20 protein-coding genes and 1 riboswitch are annotated in these 19005 nt (G+C 69.1%); of the genes, 10 read left to right on the top strand and 10 right to left on the bottom strand.

Annotated features, from left to right (window positions below; translation table 11 throughout):
• The first annotated feature begins 145 nt into the window (after nucleotides 1-145).
• Nucleotides 146-1873 carry an ABC transporter ATP-binding protein gene (locus tag KEC56_RS01385; protein WP_227529515.1) on the top strand — a complete coding sequence of 576 codons (1728 nt, stop codon included), beginning with the start codon at nucleotides 146-148 and terminating at the stop codon, nucleotides 1871-1873.
• Nucleotides 1870-4020: an ABC transporter ATP-binding protein gene (locus tag KEC56_RS01380; protein ID WP_227529514.1), complete on the top strand. Its 2151-nt coding sequence runs from the start codon at nucleotides 1870-1872 to the stop codon at nucleotides 4018-4020. Before KEC56_RS01385 ends, KEC56_RS01380 begins: the two co-directional genes overlap by 4 nt.
• Before the next feature lie 94 nt (nucleotides 4021-4114).
• Here the strand turns inward: KEC56_RS01380 and KEC56_RS01375 are convergent, their stop codons facing one another.
• Nucleotides 4115-5626 (bottom strand): D-alanyl-D-alanine carboxypeptidase family protein, encoded by a 1512-nt coding sequence (locus KEC56_RS01375; protein ID WP_227529513.1) that lies wholly within the window; start codon nucleotides 5624-5626, stop codon nucleotides 4115-4117.
• 67 nt (nucleotides 5627-5693) lie between these two features.
• A riboswitch (TPP riboswitch) is annotated at nucleotides 5694-5805 on the top strand.
• Here KEC56_RS01375 and KEC56_RS01370 point away from each other — a divergent pair.
• The 3 genes from KEC56_RS01370 to KEC56_RS01360 all read left to right on the top strand — a co-directional run bounded on the left by KEC56_RS01370 (nucleotide 5798) and on the right by KEC56_RS01360 (nucleotide 8740).
• Nucleotides 5798-6436 (top strand): ECF transporter S component, encoded by a 639-nt coding sequence (locus tag KEC56_RS01370; RefSeq protein ID WP_227529512.1) that lies wholly within the window; start codon nucleotides 5798-5800, stop codon nucleotides 6434-6436. It overlaps the preceding riboswitch by 8 nt.
• A gap of 1 nt (nucleotide 6437) precedes the next feature.
• Nucleotides 6438-7934: an ABC transporter ATP-binding protein gene (locus KEC56_RS01365; RefSeq protein ID WP_227529511.1), complete on the top strand. Its 1497-nt coding sequence runs from the start codon at nucleotides 6438-6440 to the stop codon at nucleotides 7932-7934.
• A complete protein-coding gene (locus KEC56_RS01360; protein WP_227529510.1) occupies nucleotides 7931-8740 on the top strand; it encodes an energy-coupling factor transporter transmembrane component T family protein in 810 nt (269 codons plus the stop codon). Before KEC56_RS01365 ends, KEC56_RS01360 begins: the two co-directional genes overlap by 4 nt.
• Here the strand turns inward: KEC56_RS01360 and KEC56_RS01355 are convergent.
• The gene (locus tag KEC56_RS01355) at nucleotides 8737-9018 is read right to left on the bottom strand and encodes an MmcQ/YjbR family DNA-binding protein (RefSeq protein ID WP_227529509.1); all 282 of its coding nucleotides are present in this window, start codon (nucleotides 9016-9018) and stop codon (nucleotides 8737-8739) included. The genes KEC56_RS01360 and KEC56_RS01355 overlap by 4 nt on opposite strands.
• Nucleotides 9015-9377: a DUF488 domain-containing protein gene (locus KEC56_RS01350; protein WP_227529508.1), complete on the bottom strand. Its 363-nt coding sequence runs from the start codon at nucleotides 9375-9377 to the stop codon at nucleotides 9015-9017. The genes KEC56_RS01355 and KEC56_RS01350 overlap by 4 nt, the downstream gene beginning before the upstream one ends.
• A 95-nt stretch (nucleotides 9378-9472) precedes the next feature.
• Here KEC56_RS01350 and KEC56_RS01345 point away from each other — a divergent pair, with 95 nt between their 5' ends.
• Together KEC56_RS01345 and KEC56_RS01340 are read left to right on the top strand one after the other, a co-directional pair.
• Nucleotides 9473-10234: an SDR family NAD(P)-dependent oxidoreductase gene (locus KEC56_RS01345; RefSeq protein ID WP_227529507.1), complete on the top strand. Its 762-nt coding sequence runs from the start codon at nucleotides 9473-9475 to the stop codon at nucleotides 10232-10234.
• A 31-nt stretch (nucleotides 10235-10265) separates the two neighbouring features.
• Nucleotides 10266-11099, top strand: a complete 834-nt coding sequence (locus tag KEC56_RS01340; protein WP_227529506.1) for an SDR family oxidoreductase — start codon at nucleotides 10266-10268, stop codon at nucleotides 11097-11099.
• A gap of 30 nt (nucleotides 11100-11129) precedes the next feature.
• On the opposite strand, the gene KEC56_RS01335 is transcribed toward KEC56_RS01340, so the two are convergent.
• The gene (locus tag KEC56_RS01335) at nucleotides 11130-11867 is read right to left on the bottom strand and encodes a sulfite exporter TauE/SafE family protein (RefSeq protein ID WP_227530121.1); all 738 of its coding nucleotides are present in this window, start codon (nucleotides 11865-11867) and stop codon (nucleotides 11130-11132) included.
• A gap of 2 nt (nucleotides 11868-11869) precedes the next feature.
• Complete coding sequence (locus KEC56_RS01330; protein ID WP_227529505.1) at nucleotides 11870-12508, bottom strand: bifunctional 4-hydroxy-2-oxoglutarate aldolase/2-dehydro-3-deoxy-phosphogluconate aldolase; 639 nt, start codon at nucleotides 12506-12508, stop codon at nucleotides 11870-11872.
• Between the two features lie 114 nt (nucleotides 12509-12622).
• Here KEC56_RS01330 and rlmN point away from each other — a divergent pair, with 114 nt between their 5' ends.
• The 3 genes from rlmN to KEC56_RS01315 all read left to right on the top strand — a co-directional run bounded on the left by rlmN (nucleotide 12623) and on the right by KEC56_RS01315 (nucleotide 16741).
• On the top strand, nucleotides 12623-13873 hold the full coding sequence (gene rlmN / locus KEC56_RS01325) for a dual-specificity RNA methyltransferase RlmN (protein WP_227529504.1): 1251 nt from the start codon (nucleotides 12623-12625) through the stop codon (nucleotides 13871-13873).
• Nucleotides 13874-13916: 43 nt separating this feature from the next.
• Nucleotides 13917-15536, top strand: a complete 1620-nt coding sequence (locus KEC56_RS01320) for a DUF4407 domain-containing protein (RefSeq protein ID WP_227529503.1) — start codon at nucleotides 13917-13919, stop codon at nucleotides 15534-15536.
• 191 nt (nucleotides 15537-15727) lie between these two features.
• Nucleotides 15728-16741 (top strand): aldo/keto reductase family protein, encoded by a 1014-nt coding sequence (locus KEC56_RS01315; RefSeq protein WP_227529502.1) that lies wholly within the window; start codon nucleotides 15728-15730, stop codon nucleotides 16739-16741.
• 18 nt (nucleotides 16742-16759) lie between these two features.
• Here KEC56_RS01315 and KEC56_RS01310 read toward each other — a convergent pair whose 3' ends face one another.
• Genes KEC56_RS01310 through rbsD form a run of 5 tightly spaced genes read right to left on the bottom strand, consistent with a single transcriptional unit; the run spans nucleotide 16760 to nucleotide 19003 of the window.
• Nucleotides 16760-17263, bottom strand: a complete 504-nt coding sequence (locus KEC56_RS01310; RefSeq protein WP_227529501.1) for a glycine cleavage system transcriptional repressor — start codon at nucleotides 17261-17263, stop codon at nucleotides 16760-16762.
• Between the two features lie 18 nt (nucleotides 17264-17281).
• The gene (locus KEC56_RS01305; RefSeq protein WP_308012988.1) at nucleotides 17282-17452 is read right to left on the bottom strand and encodes a hypothetical protein; all 171 of its coding nucleotides are present in this window, start codon (nucleotides 17450-17452) and stop codon (nucleotides 17282-17284) included.
• Between the two features lie 52 nt (nucleotides 17453-17504).
• On the bottom strand, nucleotides 17505-17756 hold the full coding sequence (locus tag KEC56_RS01300) for a hypothetical protein (RefSeq protein ID WP_227529500.1): 252 nt from the start codon (nucleotides 17754-17756) through the stop codon (nucleotides 17505-17507).
• A 32-nt stretch (nucleotides 17757-17788) separates the two neighbouring features.
• Entirely contained in the window at nucleotides 17789-18604 is an 816-nt protein-coding gene (locus tag KEC56_RS01295) for a GntR family transcriptional regulator (RefSeq protein ID WP_227529499.1), read from the bottom strand.
• Nucleotides 18605-19003 carry a D-ribose pyranase gene (gene rbsD / locus KEC56_RS01290; protein WP_227529498.1) on the bottom strand — a complete coding sequence of 133 codons (399 nt, stop codon included), beginning with the start codon at nucleotides 19001-19003 and terminating at the stop codon, nucleotides 18605-18607. It abuts the gene before it with no gap.
• Nucleotides 19004-19005: the final 2 nt, after the last annotated feature.

Here is a 19005-nt window from a genome sequence, read left to right as displayed (position 1 = left end):
CTTGGACGCGGGTGAGAAATCCGGTCTCATCTGCGGGTCGTTCGCCTTGAGCGGATAATCCTCACGGGGGATGGGCAATGTCGGCGGGTCGTGGCACGCTAGCTTCTGGCCCTTTCGGGCTCTTCTCCAGAAGGACCCCTCCTCCATGCTCGGAAAACTCCTCTTCCGCTATCTCTCCAAGTACTGGCCGTTGCTGGTCGGCGTGCTGGTCTTCCAGTTCGCCAGCGCCCTGGCCACGCTCTACCTGCCCCGCCTGAACGCCGACATCATCGACCAGGGCGTCGCGGCCGCCGACACCGGGTACATCTGGCGCACCGGCGCCTGGATGCTCGTCGTGTCGCTGGGCCAGATCGTCTGCTCGGTCGTCGCCACGTACTTCGCCGCGAAGGCGGCCATGAGCGTCGGCCGCGACATCCGCTCCGACGTGTTCGCGCGCGTGAGCGGCTTCTCGGAGCGCGAGGTGTCGCAGTTCGGCGCCGGCTCCCTCATCACCCGCAACACCAATGACGTGCAGCAGGTGCAGATGCTGGCGATGATGGGCGCGACCATGTTCGTCACCGCGCCGCTGCTCGCCATCGGCGGCATCATCATGGCCGTGCAGCAGGACGTCGGCCTCAGCTGGCTGATCGCCGTCTCCGTGCCCGTGCTGCTGATCGTCGCCGTGCTGATCATCACGCGGATGGTCCCGCTGTTCCGCAAGAACCAGGGCAAGCTCGACCAGATCAACCGCGTCATGCGCGAGCAGCTCACCGGCGTCCGCGTCGTCCGCGCCTTCGTGCGCGAACGCGTCGAGGAGGAGCGGTTCCGCGAGACGAACACCGACCTCATGAAGCTCGGCCGCAACATCGGCTCGCTGTTCGTGCTGCTGTTCCCGCTGTTCATGCTGATCCTCAACGTCACCGTGGTCGGCGTCATCTGGTTCGGCGGACTCGAGGTGCAGAACGGCAACGTCGAGGTCGGCACGCTGTTCGCCTTCATGCAGTACATCGGCCAGATCATGATGGGCGTCATCATGTCGAGCTTCATGGCGATGATGATCCCGCGTGCGGCCGTCTCGGCAGAGCGCGTCGGTGAGGTGCTCGACGCCGAGTCGAGCCTCGAGCGTCCCGAGGACGGCGCAACCGACTTCCCGGTGCCCGGCACCGTGATGTTCGAGGACGTCGAGTTCACCTACCCCGGAGCCGACTCCGCGGTGCTCAGGAACATCTCGTTCGGCGCGGAGCGCGGCCAGACCGTCGCGATCGTCGGATCCACCGGCGCCGGCAAGACCACGCTGGTCTCGCTCATCCCGCGGCTGTTCGACGTCACCGGCGGCACGGTGCGGGTCGGCGGCGTCGATGTGCGCGAGGCCGACATGGACGCGCTGTGGAAGACGATCGGCCTCGTGCCGCAGCGTCCGTTCCTGTTCACCGGAACGATCGCGTCGAACCTGCGCTACGGCCGGTCGGATGCCACGGACGAGGAGCTGTGGCATGCGCTCGAGATCGCGCAGGCCAAGGACTTCGTCTCCGAGATGCCCGACGGGCTCGAGACCCGCATCGCCCAGGGCGGCACCAACGTCTCCGGCGGTCAGCGCCAGCGTCTGGCGATCGCCCGAGCCCTGGTGCACCAGCCCGAGATCCTCGTCTTCGACGACTCGTTCTCGGCGCTCGACCTGACGACGGACGCCAGGCTCCGGCAGGCGCTCTGGCGAGAACTGCCGCAGGTGACGAAGATCGTCGTCGCCCAGCGCGTTTCCACGATCACGGATGCCGACCGCATCGTGGTCCTTGAAGGAGGAGAGATGGTCGGCGTCGGCACGCACGACGAACTCGTCGAGACCAACGACACCTACCGCGAGATCGTCGAGTCGCAGCTGGGGGTGGACGCATGAGCGGCAACGCCCCCACTCCTGGGTCCGACGCACAGGTGGGCCCCACCGAGACGCTGACTCCCGAGGAGCAGTACGAGGCGGAGCTCGCCGAGGCGGCGCGTCAGAACTCCGGCGACTGGGACGCCATCAAGCCGGGCAAGGCCGACAACTTCGGCAAGAGCTTCGCCCGCATGATCGGGCTGCTCAAGCCCTCCGCCGCCTGGTTCGTGCTGGTGTCGTTCTTCGGCGCCGTCGGCGTCGTGCTCACGGTCGCCGCACCCAAGGTGCTCGGCGAGGCGACCAACCTCATCTATGAGGGATACATCTCGAAGGTCCTCGGCGACAACGGCGTACCCGCCGGAACGACGCAGGAGCAGGTCGTCGAGATGCTGCGCTCGCAGGGGCAGGACGACTTCGCGAACATGGTGGCCGCGTTCAGCGACTTCCAGGTCGGCGCGGGCATCGACTTCGACCGCCTGCGCTGGGTGATCATCGCGGTGCTGGCGATCTACGTCGTCGCGGCGCTCCTGAGCTGGCTGCAGGGCTACGTCATCAACGTGATCATGGTCCGCACCATGTGGCGCCTGCGCGAGTCCGTCGAGGCGAAGATCAACCGCCTGCCGCTGTCGTACTTCGACAAGGTGCAGCGCGGTGAGCTCATCTCGCGCGTCACGAACGACATCGACAACATCACCCAGACGATGCAGCAGTCGCTGTCGGGCGCGCTGACCTCGGTGCTGACCGTCATCGGCGTGCTCGTCATGATGTTCTCGATCTCGTGGCAGCTCGCCCTGGTCGCCCTCGTCGCGCTCCCGCTGATGGGCGTCATCTTCGGCATCATCGGCCCGCGCTCGCAGAAGGCGTTCGGAACGCAGTGGCGCAAGGTCGGGCGCCTGAACGCCCGCGTCGAGGAGTCCTTCTCGGGCCACGCGCTCGTCAAGGTCTTCGGCCGCGAGCAGGAGGCCCTCGAGAGCTTCCAGGCCGAGAACGAGGAGCTGTACCAGGCGAGCTTCAAGGCGCAGTTCCTGTCGGGCATCATCATGCCCGCCATGACCTTCGTCGGCAGCCTGACCTTCGTCGGCATCGCAGTGCTCGGCGGTCTGATGGTCGCCAGCGGCCAACTGCGCCTGGGCGACGTGCAGGCGTTCATCCAGTACTCGCAGCAGTTCACCCAGCCGCTGTCGGAGCTCGGCGGCATGGCGGCGGTCGTGCAGTCCGGCACCGCGTCGGCCGAGCGCGTGTTCGACTTCCTCGACGCCGACGAGCAGGAACCGGATGCCGAGGACGCTGCGGCCCTGCCCGACCCCGATGTCGCCGGCCGTGGCGTCATCGAGTTCGAGGACGTGTGCTTCTCCTACACGCCGGACCGTCCGCTGATCAAGGATCTGTCGTTCCGGGTCGAGCCGGGTCAGACCGTCGCGATCGTCGGGCCGACAGGTGCGGGCAAGACGACTCTGGTGAACCTCATCATGCGGTTCTACGAGCTGAGCTCCGGCCGGATCCTCATCGACGGACAGGACATCGCCAGCGTCACCAGGGAGGAGCTGCGCTCGCGCACCGGCATGGTGCTGCAGGACCCGTGGCTGTTCGCCGGGTCCATCCTCGAGAACATCCGCTACGGCCGTGCCACCGCGACCGATGAGGAAGTCGTCGAGGCGGCCACGGCGACCTACGTCGACCGGTTCGTGCGCTCGCTCCCCGACGGGTACGAGACGATACTCGATGAGGACGCCTCGAACGTGTCGGCCGGTGAGCGTCAGCTGATCACGATCGCGCGCGCGTTCGTGTCGCAGCCGTCGATCCTCATTCTCGACGAGGCGACGAGCGCGGTCGACACGCGCACCGAGCTCCTGCTGCAGCACGCCATGGCGGCACTGCGACAGGGGCGCACGTCGTTCGTGATCGCGCACCGCCTGTCGACGATCCGCGACGCCGACCTCATCCTCGTGATGGAGCACGGCGACATCGTCGAGAAAGGCTCGCACGACGAGCTCATCGCGGCGCAGGGCGCGTACTGGCGTCTGTACCGGTCGCAGTTCGAGCAGGCCGCGACCGACATCGACGCCGAAGAGGCGCTGACCGATTCGGTCCCCGTCGTCGTGACGGGCGAGGCGTCGGATGCCGAGAGCGTCGATGCGGGAAGCGCCGAACAGCGCGGCGACAACTGACGCAGGAGTGAGGGGCGGGGCGACCGGGAGGGCGCCCCGCCCCTCAGCGTTCCGGTCCGGTCACTTCGTGATGACGGTCACTTCGTGATGACGGTCACTTCGTGATGATGCCGAGCAGCTGCAGCGGGTGCGTCAGGCGCCACCAGGGGCTCGGACCCGTGACCTCTTCGGCGAGCGAGACATCGACGGACTCGGCATCCACGGGTCCCTGCACGGCGAGCGTGCCGACGTCATCGCCCTCGGCCCGTTGATCCATCAGATCGAGGGTCACGGTCGCGGCCGAGGCTGCTCCGTTCCACTGCACGACGGTGGCGTCGTCGTCCGTGACGATGTCGACCGTCGTGCCCCAGTCGGTCTGGACTCTGCCGACGACCGTGCCGGCGGCGACGGTCGGTCCGGCAGCTGTGAGGTCGGCCTCGACCTGCGTGAACAGGGAGCGCGTCGCCGCGAGCCGGCCCTCGTCATCGTCCTGGCCGAGGACGGCCGCGTACAGGTGCACCGTGACGTCGTCGACCGTCACGTCCTTGGCGGTGAGGAGGTTCCAGTCCTCGCCGAGCGTGCCGGTCTTGATGCCGACGACGCCGGCGTCTGCCAGCATCCCGTTAGTGTTCGTCACCACCCCCGCGCCGGGCAGCTCCACGCTCTTCGTGCCGACGATCTCGGCGAAGACGGGGTTCTGCATGGCGCGATCGCCGAGCTTCAGCAGGGCGGCGGGTGTGGCCGTGTTGCGGTCGTCGAAGCCCGACGGCGTGACGATCGTGATGTCGCTCAGGCCGCGATCGGCGAGCCACGTCTTCGCCGCAGCGGCGAATTGCGCCTCCGACCCCCAGATCTCCCGCGCGAGCCGGTCGATGTAGTTGTTCGCCGATCCGAGCAGGGTCCCCTGCAGCAGCTGGTACTCGGTCAGTACGCCGTCGACGGGAACATCGAGTGCGGACTGGTCCGAGACGCGGTAGTCCCAGTACTCGACGCTGTCGGCGTACGTGAACGCGTATTCCGGTCCCTGTTCGCCCAGCGCCAGCGGCAGTCGGTCGAGCACCATCAGGCTCGAGACCACCTTCGTCACGCTGGCGATCGGCACGGCTCCGGTCGCCGACGCGACGGAGGACACTCCTGCGATCCCGACGCCCGAGCTGCCCCCGGACGGCCACGTGATGTCGGATGCCGCGGCCGGCGCGATCCGCACCTCGACGGCCGCGGCCACCGGGGCGACGGCGTGCAGCGGCCACAGGAGCATGGAAGCGCCGTAGGCGACCGTGCACAGCGCGAGGGTGCCCAGCGGTACGAGCCAACGCGTGCGCAGCAGTCCGGAACGGGTCCCGGCGAGCAGGTCGTCACCGGACGGGCGGGTCGCCGCAGCACCCAGATCGGCGGGAAGCGTGGTCTCGATGACATCGGCTGTCTCGAGCCAGAGGAGTGCGGTCGCGGGCCGTTCGGCATCCGCCCACTGGACGGCAGGCTCTTGATCCTCGGGCGACTCCGGCGGCGGAACGGGAAGCGGCGCCTCGACGGATGCCGGTGCCGAACCGGTGGGGACCGTGGTGCGTTCCCGGTGAGCACGGAAGGCGCGACGGGTCGTCACAGGCGTCGCATCGTCAATGGTCACCTGCCCACGCTACCCAATCCCCGGTGTCGATCTTGTAACGCCGGGCGCGGGAGGCGGGTATGATCGAGGGCACAACCACGGGAGTCCGGGCGATGCCGGGCTGAGAGGGAGCGAAAAGCGCTTCGACCGTCGAACCTGATCCGGATCATGCCGGCGCAGGGAGGAGCTCAGATGAGTACGTCTACACGCACGCCCGCGATCGCCCAGACGGTCGCACCGAGTCGCTGGCGCTGGCGCGTCGTCGACATCGTCGTCGCCGCCGTCCTCGGCGTCGCGATCGGCCTCGTCTTCTGGGGCTGGAACACCATCGGCTACGCATGGTTCAGCGCCGCCGACGCGCTGACCCCCGGCTTCGGCGGCATCGCGGTGGGCATCTGGCTGCTCGGCGGCGTCGTCGGCGGCCTCGTGATCCGCAAGCCGGGCGCCGCCCTCGTCGTCGAACTCGTCGCGGCCATCGTCTCGATGCTGATCGGCAACGTCTGGGGAGTATCGACGATCCTCTCCGGCATCGTGCAGGGTCTCGGGGCCGAGCTCATCTTCGCGCTGTTCCTGTACCGCCGCTTCGGCATCGTCGTCGCCGGTCTCGCCGGTGCGGGCGCCGGCATCGCCGCGTGGATCTTCGAGCTGTTCTACGGCAGCTCCCCGAACATCCTGAAGTCCCTCGAGTTCAACACGATCTACCTCGTGTGCCTGATCGTGTCGGGCATCGTGCTCGCCGGTGTCGTGGGCTGGCTGCTGGTGCGCGCCCTCGCCGCCACAGGGGCGCTCAGCCGCTTCGCGGCAGGGCGAGAGCGCATCCGCGAGGTCTGAGATGAGCGGGGCTGGGACCACCCCGGCCCGCGTGCAGGCGGCGGGCTGGGGCTGGCGTTACGCGGGCCGCAGGCGTCCGGCGGTCTCAGACGTCACCTTCACGATCGAGCCCGGCGAGCGCGTACTGCTGCTCGGCGCATCCGGCGCGGGCAAGTCGACCCTGCTCGCCGGGCTCGCAGGAGTCCTCGGCGACGCCGATGAGGGTGAGCGGACCGGCTCGCTGCTCGTCGACGGCGCGGCCCCCGAGGCCCGCCGAGGGCAGGCGGGGCTCGTGATGCAGGACCCGGATGCCGGGATCGTGCTGTCCAAGGTGGGAGACGACGTCGCGTTCGGATGCGAGAACCTCGGCGTGCCGGCATCCGAGATCCCCGGTCGTGTCGCGGAGGCCATGGAAGCCGTCGGCCTCGCCGTGCCTCTGCAACGCGCGACCAAGGCGCTCTCCGGAGGGCAGAAGCAGCGTCTCGTGCTCGCCGGTGTCCTGGCGATGCGGCCCGGTCTGCTTCTGCTCGACGAGCCGACCGCGAACCTGGATCCGGAAGGGATCGCCGAGGTGCGGGCGAGCGTCGAGCGCGTCGTCGAGGCGAGTGGCGCCACGCTCGTGGTGGTCGAGCACCGCACGCCGGTATGGGTCGATCTGATGACCCGCGTGATCGTGCTCGGCGCCGACGGGGGGCTGCTTGCCGATGGTGCACCGGATCGGGTGTTCGCCGAGCACGGCCAGATACTGGCGGATGCCGGCGTGTGGGTGCCCGGGCTCGACGTCGAGCTGCCTGAGCTGCCGCCGGCGCCTTCGGGCGCGGAGCCGGTGCTCAGTGATTTCGGCGAGCCAGTGCTCGCGGCATCCGGTCTTGCGATCGCCCGCGAACCGCGCACGATCGTGCAGTCCGGGCTCGAGGTGCGGGTGCCGGGCGGTCACGCGACCGTGATCACCGGACCGAACGGGGTCGGCAAGTCGACGCTCGCTCTCACCCTCGCCGGGCTCATCCCGGAGCGGGCGGGCAGCATCGAATCGGCGGAGTCGCTCGCAGGAAAGAGCGGGCGGCGGCCGATCCGCTGGACCTCGCGAGAACTGCTCACCCGCATCGGCACGGTTTTCCAAGAGCCCGAACACCAGTTCCTCACCCAGACCCTGCGCGACGAGCTCGCCGTAGGGCCGAAGGCGCTCGGCCGGACGGCATCCCGAACGGCATTCGTCGTCGACGGGCTGCTCGAACGCCTCCATCTCGCACCGCTCGCCCTCGCGAACCCGTTCACGCTGTCGGGTGGGCAGAAGCGCCGTCTCTCCGTGGCGACCGTGCTCGCGGCATCCCCCGAGGTCGTCGTGCTCGATGAACCGACTTTCGGGCAGGATCGCCGCGGCTGGGTGGAGCTGGTCGCGCTGCTCCAGGAGGAGATCGCCTCCGGGACGTCGGTCATCGCGGTGACGCATGACGAGGGCGTGGTCCGGCACCTCGGCGGTCACCGTATCGAGCTGAGCCCGCAGGCGGTGCGCGCATGACGGACTCGCGCCTGAACGATTCGCAGGCGGGTGCTGTCGACCTGGAGCCGCGCGCCTGGCTCGATGGCGTCAATCCGGTCACGAAGATCGTTCTCGCACTGCTGCTGTCCGTGCCGCTGTTCGCCTCGATCGACGTCGTCAGCGGACTCGTCGCGATCGCGTTGCAGCTGCTGTGCCTACCGCTCACCGGCCTGCGTCTGCGGACCGTGATCCGGCGTATTCTGCCGATCGTCGTGTTCGCCCCGATCGCCGGTCTCAGTATGCTGCTCTACGCCGAGCCCGCAGGTCACATCTACTGGAGCTTCGGCTTCGCGACGATCAGCGACGACTCGATCTCGCTCGCGATCGCGGTGAGCCTGCGGGTCGTTGCGCTCGGGCTGCCGACGATCATGCTGTTCGGGCGCACCGACCCCACCGAGCTCGCCGACGCCCTGGCGCAGATCGCGAAGCTGCCCAGCCGGTTCGTGCTCGGCATCCTCGCCGGAACCCGGATGCTCGGACTGTTCCTCGACGACTGGCGCACGATGAGCCTCGCGCGCCGCGCGCGCGGGGTGGGCGACGGCGGAGCGATCCGGCGCTTCTTCTCGATGGCGTTCGTGCTGCTCGTGTTCGCGGTGCGCCGGGGGACCAGGCTCGCGCTCGCGATGGAGGCCCGCGGGTTCGGCTCCGGCATCCCGCGCACCTGGTCTCGGCCGTCGAGCCTGCATGGACGGGATGCCGTCGCGCTGCTCGGTGCGCTGGCGATCATGGCCCTCGCGCTCGCCGCCGCCGTGCTCGCCGGCACCTTCCGGTTCGTCTGGAGCTAGTCCTCGTCGAGCCGCTTCACGAGCCGGCGGCGCGCGGTCACCCGGTAGGAGGCGTCGACGAGCTCGGAGATCTCCTGCCAGTCGGTGCCGGCGGTGAGGTCGACACCCAGCCAGCCAGACGGCCCGAGATAGGCGGGCAGAACATCAGCGGATGCGCCATCCCGAACCCCTGAAATCGGGTCGCCGCGCCGTGCACAGCTTCGGAACCCCGGTGCGACCCGCCGTCGATTCGGCCGCCGTCGCGGCGTGTCGAGCGCCGGATCCGAAGTTGTGCTCATGGCAGCAGTGCTCGCAGCGACTGCTCGAGGATCACGGCGTGGTTGTGCTTCTCATCATGCGCGGCGTAGACGAGGGTGACGGTGTCGTGCATCTTCAGTTCGCCGGCCAGAGCGTCGAGTGCCGCGGCGGACTCGCCGTCGAGCTCGGCGCGGTAGCGGTCGGCGTAGGTGCCCCAGTCATCATCGGATGCCGCATGCCAGGCCTTGCGCAGCTCCGGGCTCGGAGCGGTGTCCTTGGCCCACAGATCGATCGCCGCGCGCTCCTTCGACAGACCCCGCGGCCACAGCCGATCGACCAGCACACGGAACCCGTCGGAGGATTCGGCGGTGTCGTAGGCTCGCTTGCGACGCAGTTGCATGACCCCAGCCAACACCTCCGTGATCGGAATGGCCAGAGGTGACACTGAGAACCGCGTATGCTGACACTGAGTTGCAATCCGTTCGAGGGAGAACCATGCAGATCCAGGGATCCGGTGCGCTGATCACCGGCGGAGCCTCAGGGCTCGGCCTCGCCACCGCCCGCGCGCTCGCTGCCGCGGGTGCGCACGTCACGCTTCTCGACCTGCCGTCGTCGGCCGGCGCCGAGATGGCCGCAGAGCTCGGCGGAGCGTTCGCCCCCGGTGACGTCACCAACGCCGAGGATGCCGCATCCGCCGTCACCGCCGCGAACGAGCACGCGCCGTTGCGCATCGTCGTCAACTGCGCCGGCGTCGCGACCCCGGCCAAGGTGCTCGACCGCGACGGCAACCCCACCGCGCTCGCCGACTTCGAGCGCGTCATCCGCATCAACCTCGTCGGCACGTTCAACGTGACCTCCCAGGCCGCGGCCGTGATCGCGAAGAACGACCCCGCCGACGGCGGAGACCGCGGGGTCATCGTGAACACGGCATCCGTCGCCGCGTTCGACGGTCAGATCGGTCAGCCCGCCTACTCGTCGTCGAAGGGCGGCGTGCACGCCATGACGCTGCCGATCGCTCGCGAGCTCGCGCGCTACGGCATCCGCGTGTGCACGATCGCACCGGGGATCATGGAGACCCCGATGCTCGCCGGCCTGCCGGAGGCGGCGCAGGCGTCGCTCGGCCAGCAGGTGCCGTACCCCGCGCGCCTCGGCAAGCCCGCCGAGTACGCCGCCCTCGTGCAGAGCATCATCGAGAACGGCTACCTCAACGGCGAGACGATCCGCCTCGACGGCGCGATCCGCATGGCGCCCAAGTAAGCATCCGCAGAACCACCACCCAGGGAGACCCATGAGCACCCTCGCCGGAAAGACCATCCTGATGTCGGGCGGCAGCCGCGGCATCGGCCTCGCCATCGCCCTGCGCGCCGCCCGCGACGGCGCCAACATCGCGATGCTCGCCAAGACCGACACCCCGCATCCGAAGCTCGAGGGCACCGTGCACACTGCCGCCGAGCAGATCCGGGCGGCCGGGGGCAACGCCCTCCCCATCGTCGGCGACGTGCGCGACGACGATGACATCACCGAAGCGGTCATGAAGACGCAGGGCGAGTTCGGCGGCATCGACATCGTCATCAACAACGCCAGCGTCATCGACCTCTCGCGCTCGCTCGACCTGGGCGCGAAGAAGTACGACCTCATGCAGGACGTCAACGTCCGCGGGACGTTCATGCTCTCGCGCGCCGCCGTGCCGGTGCTGCGCGGCTCGGCGAACCCGCACATCCTGTCGCTGTCGCCTCCGCTGAACCCGACGCCGAAGTGGCTCGGTGCGCACACCGGCTACACGCTCGCGAAATTCGGCATGACGATGGTGACGCTCGGGCTCGCCGCCGAGTTCGCCGAGGACGGCATCGCGGCGAACACGCTGTGGCCGCGCACGACGATCGCGACCGCGGCGGTGCAGAACCTGCTCGGCGGCGACAAGGTCATGGCCGCCAGCCGCACGGCCGACATCTACGCGGATGCCGCGTATTCGGTGCTCACCAAGCCCGCGGCGTCGTATACGGGCCAGTCGCTCATCGTCGAGGATGTGCTCGAGGCCGACGGTGTGACGGACTTCTCCGGCTACGCTGCGATCCCCGGCACGCCCGACGACCGCCTGTTCCCGGACATCTTCCTGGACTGAGCAGCCTTCGCTCGCGCGCGGGTCTCGGCGTCAGAACAGCAGGTAGACCGCCCCGACGATCGTCAGACCGATGACGATCCGGTCGAAGAGGCGCTGATCGATCCGCCGGGCGATGCGCAGGCCGATCAGCGCGCCGATCACGACCAGCGGTGCGAGCACGGCATCCATCAGCAGCACCGGGCCGGGGAACAGCCCGAGACCGGCGAGGAACGGCACCTTGACGATGTTCACGATCGCGAAGAACCATGCCGACGTGCCGAGGAACGTCATGACCTGCGCGCGTGTGGCGAGGAAGTACATCGACATCACGGGGCCGCCCGCGTTGGCGACCATGGTCGTGAAGCCGCCGAGCGTGCCGTACGTGCCCGCCAGCAGCAGATTGCCCCGGGGCGATGGCGTGGTGGGCCGCGAACGCCGCCACAGCGTCACCGCGATCATGACCAGCAGGATGACGCCGATCGCGCGGCGCACGATGCCGTCGCCGGCGAGAGCGAGGAACGCGAAACCGGCGAGGAGGCCGAGGACGACGGCGGGTGCGAGGCGCAGCAGCGTCGGCCAGTGCGCGTGCCGCCGGTAGGAGATGAGCGCGAACACATCGCCGACGATGAGCAGGAGGAGCATCGCCGCCGTGGAGGTGCGAGCGGGGAGCACTGAGGCGAACAGCGCGATCGCGAGTGTGCTGCCGCCCGGCAGCGCGGTCTTCGAGATGCCGATCGTGACGGCGGCCGCCCCGAGCGCCACCCACGCCCAGGGCAGCAGGTCGGGCAGGGTCACCCGCGCACGGCGGCCAGCGCCGCAGCGAACCGAGCGGCGCGCGCCGTGATGTCGTCCCAGTCCTGCGCGGCGATCGACGCCGAGTTCGCGAGGTCGCCTCCCGCGCCCACTGCGACCGATCCGGCGGCGAACCACGCGGCGAGGTTGTCGGGGCTGACGCCGCCGGTGGGCATGAGTGGAGCATCCGGGAACGGTCCGCGCAGCGCGCCGAAGTAGGACGGCCCGCCGAGGGATGCCGGGAACACCTTCACGACGTCGACGCCGAGCCCCAGTGCCCCCATGATCTCGGTCGGCGTCAGCGCGCCGGTCATCACGACCGCTCCGGTGTCGAGCATCGTGTGGGTGAGGTCGGGCAGGGTGCCGGGGCTCACGAGGAACTCCGCGCCCGCCTCGACGGCGGCGTGGGCCTCGTCGGCCGAGGTCACGGTTCCCGCGCCGACGTACGCGGCATCCCCATGGCGGGCGATGAGCTCGCGGATCACCGCCGGCGCATCGGGTGTGGAGTACGTGACCTCGATGCCCGTCACCCCACCGCGGATGATCGCCTCGGCGGTCTCGAGGGCGGACTCGGGGGAGGGGGCGCGGAGGACGGCGAGGACGCCGGAGGTGCGGGCGCGCGCGAGGCGGTCGGTCATCGGGCTCCTTCATCGGGGAATGCCCCATTCTCGCGGACCCCAGCCTGTAATGACAAGTGCCGTGACTCACGCCGCCCCAGGGCCTTTCCACCTCCCAGCCCGTACCCTGGAGGTATGACCGAGAAATCTCCCATCCGCCTGACGGGGCCTGCGAACCCGCAGGTGCGCCCACGCACCGAGGGCTGGACCCAGAAGAAGGATGAGAGCGGTCGTCCACTGCTGCAGTTCGCCAGCCCGAAGCGCGGCAAGCCGCCGGTGCACCTGGCGGATCTGACGCCGGCCGAGCGCATCGAGAAGGTCAAGGAACTCGGTCTGCCGGGCTTTCGCGCCAAGCAGCTCGCGACGCACTACTTCACGCACTACACGTCCGACCCCGCCGAGATGACCGACCTCCCCGCCGCCCAGCGCGAGGAGCTCGTCGCGGGGATGCTTCCGCCGCTGCTCACCGAGGTGCGGCGCCTCGAGACCGATCGCGGCGACACGATCAAGTTCCTGTGGCGTCTGCATGACGGCGCGCTCGTCGAGTCCGTTCTCATGCGCTACCCGGGCCGGATCACGCTGTGCGTGTCGAGCCAGGCCGGATGCGGCATGAACTGCCCGTTCTGCGCCACCGGACAGGCCGGGCTCACCCGCAACATGTCCACCGCCGAGATCGTCGAGCAGATCGTCCGCGCGAACCGCCTGATCGCCGAGGGCGGTCTCGGTGGCAAGAAGGCCGACGACCACAGCATGGAGCGCGTCAGCAACATCGTCTTCATGGGCATGGGAGAACCGCTCGCGAACTACAAGCGCGTGATGGACGCCGTGCGCATCATGGTCGCCCCGCAGCCCGACGGCCTCGGCATGAGCGCTCGCGGCATCACCGTGTCGACGGTCGGCCTGGTGCCGGCCATCAGAAAGCTGGCGGACGAGAACATCCCCGTCACCTTCGCACTGTCCCTGCACGCGCCCGACGATCATCTGCGCGACGAGCTCATCCCGGTGAACTCGCGCTGGAAGGTGGACGAGGCGCTGGATGCCGCGCACGAGTACTACGAGAAGACCGGTCGCCGCGTCTCGATCGAGTACGCGCTCATCAAGGACATGAACGACCACGCCTGGCGCGCCGACCTGCTGGCGGAGAAGCTCAATCAGCGGGGCCGCGGATGGGTGCACGTCAACCCGATCCCGCTGAACCCGACGCCCGAGTCGGTGTGGACGGCATCCGAGAAGGACGTCACCGACGAGTTCGTCCGCCGGCTCAACGATGCCGGCATCCCGACGACCCTCCGCGACACCCGCGGCAAGGAGATCGACGGCGCCTGCGGCCAGCTCGTCGCGACCACCGAGGATGAGGTCGCCGCGGCCGCCCTCTCCGCGGACTGACGCTTCCGGCTGTCGCTCAGGCGGAGTTTCGTAGCCTCTAGGGATGTCCTATTCCGCGCATCGCCCTGGCCGTATGGGCTCCGACGGGCAGATTTCGATCGACGGCGAAACCCCTGAGGGCTCCGTCACCGACGAGGATCTCGACTTCCTCCGCAGCTACGAGCCCACCGGCAGCGAGGCGTCCGCGACCGGCGACCAGCCACGCAGGGCCGAACCCGCAGCTGATGAGCTGGGCGACCTCGAGCGGGCGCAGGGCGTGTTCGGACCCACGAAGATGAAGCGCGCGCAGCGCCGCGCCGCGAAGGCGAAGCGCGAGAACAAGCCGCGCACGCGCGGGTCTCGACTGCGCACCATGGCGATCCTCGGCGGCGCGGACGGTGAGATCCTCGACCGGGTTCCCGGCGAGACGCCCCGATTCGTGCAGATGTTCTTCGTGCTCGCAGGTACCGCGCTCGTCTCGGCGATCTCGATGTTCTTCGCCCTCACCACGGGCGTGCAGGCCGCGATGTGGATCGCCGTTCCCCTCGCGATCGTGTGGGCCGGCATCATCTTCAACCTCGACCGGTTCCTGACATCGACCATGACGTCGACGCGCAGCATCGGAAAGCTCATCGGACTCGCGCTTCCCCGAGTCGCCATGGCGGTCCTGATCGGATTCCTCGTCGCCGAGCCGCTGGTTCTGCAGGTGTTCCACAACGACATCAACCGCGAGGTCGCCGCGACGAACATCGTGCAGGCGCAGTCGGACCAGGATGCTCTCGAGAGCGGTCCGGAGAAGAAGGCGCTGGATGCTGCGACCGCACGGGTCGCCGCGCTCGAGAACCAGGCGGCCACGGGAATCGTCGCCGACACCGTGTCGGGTTCGGCATCCACGACCGCCGCGCAGGCCGCCGTCGACGACATCACGTCGAAGATGGCCGAGCAGCAGAAGGTCATCGACCAGGCACGCGCGCTCTACCAATGCGAGCTCACCGGTGAAGGCGCGGGCGAGGTCCCCGGCTGCACCGGGGTAAACGGCGAGGGGTCGAGCTCGGATGCCGCCCAGGCGCAGCTCGCGCAGGCCCAGCAGACCTACGACGCGCTGGCCGCACAGCTGCGCACGGCGAACGACGACCTCGCCGCCGCGGAGACCTCCGCCAAGGAGAGCACGGCCTCGTCCGAGTCGGCGAACCGCCAGCAGGCGAACGACCAGCTGCCCGCGGCTCGTGACACCTACGAGCAGGCGCTCGCCGCATACAACGCCCGCGCCGATTCGGTCGCGCAGGGCAACGCCGGAGCGGTCGGTCTGCTGAGTCAGATCAGCGGCCTGAACCGCCTCGCCGAGAAGGAGCCGACCATCTGGTGGGCGCACTGGCTCATCGCGGCGCTGTTCTTCATGATCGAGCTGCTCCCCGTCATCGTGAAGGTGCTGACGAGTTACGGCGACCCGTCGCTGTACGAGAAGGCGTATGCGATCCGCAAGCAGGTCGATCTGGATCGGGTGACCGCCGAGGGCTTCCGCGATCGGGCGTCGATCGTGACGACGGCGGATGCTGGGGCATCCGCCCCATCTCCGGCATCCGAGGCGCCGGCATCCGCTGCCTCGACCGCCGCCCCCTCGACCACCGACGTGCCGACGCAGCCGATCACCCGCGCCGACCTGCGCGAATCGGTCGACGCCTGACTCTCGGAGAAGAGTTCCCGAGCCCGCGATCGATTCCGGGCCCGGAAACTCTTCTTCGCTGAGTCGTGAGCGTCGCCGCCGCGCTCGGATGCGTCGTGCTCGGGGCGATCGTCAGTGGGCGAAGCAGGCCGGCACGCGTGATGATCTGACATACCGGCGCCGTGCCGGCCGAGTGGCCGTAGCGTTGAGACATGGTCAACTATCGCTATCTCGGTAACAGCGGCTTCAAGGTCTCGGAGATCACCTACGGCAACTGGGTGACGCACGCCTCTCAGGTCGAGGACGACGCCGCGGTGAAGACGGTGCACGCCGCGCTGGATGCCGGCATCACGACGTTCGACACGGCCGACACCTATGCCAACACCGCGGCTGAGGTCATCCTCGGCAAGGCGCTCGAGGGCCAGAGGCGTGAGAGCCTCGAGATCTTCACCAAGGTGTACTTCCCGACCGGGCCCAAGGGCCCGAACGACACCGGGCTGTCGCGCAAGCACATCCTCGAGTCGATCAACGGTTCGCTGAAGCGTCTCGGCACCGACTACGTCGACCTGTACCAGGCGCACCGCTTCGACTACGAGACACCGCTGGAGGAGACGTTCCAAGCGTTCGCCGACGTCGTCCGGGCCGGCAAGGCCCTCTACATCGGCGTGAGCGAGTGGACGGCAGAGCAGCTGCGCGAGGGCCACGCCCTGGCGAAGCAGCTGGGCGTGCAGCTCATCTCGAACCAGCCGCAGTACTCCATGCTGCACCGCGTCATCGAGGGCAAGGTCGTCCCGGCATCCGAAGAGCTCGGCATCTCGCAGATCGTCTGGTCGCCGATGGCGCAGGGCGTGCTCAGCGGCAAGTATCTGCCGGGCCAGCCCGTGCCGGAGGGCTCGCGCGCGACCGATCCGCACAGCGGCGCCCACTTCATCCAGCGGTTCCTGCAGGATGACATCCTCGAAGCCGTCCAGAAGCTGAAGCCCATCGCCCAGCAGGCGGGCCTCACGATGCCGCAGCTCGCGATCGCCTGGGTGCTGCAGAACAAGAACGTCGCGGCTGCGCTGGTCGGAGCATCCCGCCCCGAGCAGCTCACCGACACCGTCAAGGCGTCGGGCGTGACGCTGGATTCCGACACGCTCACCGCGATCGACGAGGCACTCGGCGACACGGTGAACCGCGACCCGGAGGACACGTACTCGGTCTCCCCGAAGGAGCGACTGGTCTGAGTCGATCTGCGATCGCGCTCAGTCGAGCGTGATGTCGACCTGGAGCTCGGAGGTCAGACGCTCCAGGTCGACACGCAAGGCGGCGAGATCGGCGGCTGCCGGGACCGTCGCCGCAACGGACGCCTCGAACAGGCGTCCGCCGGCCATCGCCGCATCCCGGGTCTCGGTCGTCATGTCGTGGATGCTGAGGTCATGAGCGCGGAGCACGGCAGAGACCTCGCGCACGATCCCCGGTCGGTCGTTGCCGAGGATCTGCAGGGTGATGGGCTGATCGCGAGCCTGAGCATCCGCACCGGTGTGCACCGAGACCGTCAGCGTCCCGTCCAGCGCCCGCAGCGCCTGCTGCAAGTCGGCCTCATGCTCGGCGGCGACCGAGACCTGAATCACTCCCGCGAACACGCCCGCGAGCTCGGCGAGCTGGCTGCTCTCCCAGTTGCCGCCATGCGCGTCGACGATGTCGGCGACGGCGGCGACGAGGCCAGGGCGATCGGATCCGGCGACGGTGAGGATCAGAGTGGTCATGCCGTCATCGTAACCGGGTCAGTCATTCCAGACCCCGGTCTCGAGGAACCGCTCGAGACGCGCCCGGTGCGGGGCGAGATCCCAGCCCTGCTCGGACACCCAGTCGTCGGAATAGTACGTTCCGGCGCAACGGACCCCGCCGTCGCAGATCAGCGTGACGACGCTGCCGGTGCGTCCGGCGGCGAGCATGCGTGCGATCAGCTCGAACGCGCCGACGAGATTGGTGCCCTGGTCCAGGAGGTCAGGCGATCCCGGACTGCGTCACCTGCCAGGCGATCACGGCGCCAGCGACGGCGGCGAGCACGACGACGACGATGACGGGCACAAGCCAGCGCGCAGCGCGCTTGGGCGGCCGCACGACCGGAGCGGGCTTCGTCAACGGCCCGGGAGTCGGCGCCGGGCGGTCGGTCAGATCGGCGATCGGCGGTACGGAGCCGGTCTCGGGCTTCTGGGTGGCATCGCCCGGGGCGGCGTCATCTGCGGCGTCGACCATCGTCCGTCATCCTCTCCGAGGCGGCACTCGCCTCAGACAGAGACTGTACCCGCCTGGAACGTGCCTCCGCTGCCATCGACATGCAGAAGCGACGCCTGCGACTGCTCCTGACGCAGCTGGAACTCGAACCGCGACCGGTCGCCGCGGTGCAGGGCGATGAAGTACTCGATCGGCGTTCCCGACGCATCCCGGCTGATGCTGCGCAGACGCAGCAGCGCCGACCCGGCGCTGATCCCGAGGTGGTGAGCCTGGTCGTGCGTCGCGACGGTGGCCTCGGCCGAGCGGACTCCGTCCGTCGCCTGGACTCCGTGCTCCGCGAGCAGCCGGTAGAGGGATGCCTCGGACAGGTCGACGTCGAGAGTCAGCGCACCGACCGCTTCCGGCATCCACGTCGTCGACAGCGACCAGGGCTCGCCGTCGACGTGGCGGAGGCGCTCGAGGGCGATGACCGGTGAGCCGAGGGGGATCTCGAGGGCCGCCGCGACATCGGCGTCCGCCTCTTCGCGCTTGTGCCGGAGGATGTCGCTGTGCACGTGGCCGCCGCGGCGCTCCACATCGTCGAACAGGCCGATCAGCGTGTGCACGAGAGACTCACTGGTGCGGGGGCGCGAGACGAACGTTCCCTTGCCCTTGACCCGCTCGACCATCCCTTCGTGCTCGAGCTGGGCGAGCGCCTGCCGGACGACCGTGCGCGAGATGCCGTAGCGCTCGCAGAGCCGGTGCTCGCCGGGGAGCGGGTCGCCGGGCTGGAGTCCGTCCCGCTCGATGCCGTCGACGATCAGCTGCCGGAGCTGGTCGTACATCGGGGCGGCCGAGTGCCGATCGATCGTGTCGACGGTGGGGGACATCTAGTACGCCACCCCCGCGTGCAGGATCACGTTCGCGTACGGTGTGAACTCGCCGGAGCGGACGAAGGCGCGGGCGTCGTGGGTGAGCTTTTTGAACTCCACGTGCGGCACGAGCTCGATCTCGATGCCGGGGAGGCGTTCTCGCAGCTGCTCCAGCACCTGGGGGCTGTGATCGGCGACCTCGGCAGAGACGGTCGCACCCTCCACGACGAGCTCGGCGAGCACGGTGTCGAGCACGTCGAAGAACGCCGGCGCACCCGGGCGGTAGGCGAGGTCGATCCGCTCCGATCCCGGCGGGATGGGCAGCCCCGCATCGGTCACGACGATGAGGTCGGTGTGGCCGGTCTCGCTGATCACGCGGGACAGCGCGGGATTGATCGTCGTGGACGTCTTTCGCATGG

The sequence above is a fragment of the Microbacterium tenebrionis genome (genome assembly GCF_020682665.1).
In the GTDB taxonomy this organism is placed as follows: Bacteria; Actinomycetota; Actinomycetes; order Actinomycetales; family Microbacteriaceae; genus Microbacterium; species Microbacterium tenebrionis.
The sequence above is the reverse complement of the archived record's forward strand: the minus strand, read 5'-3'. Positions and strand labels throughout refer to the sequence as shown.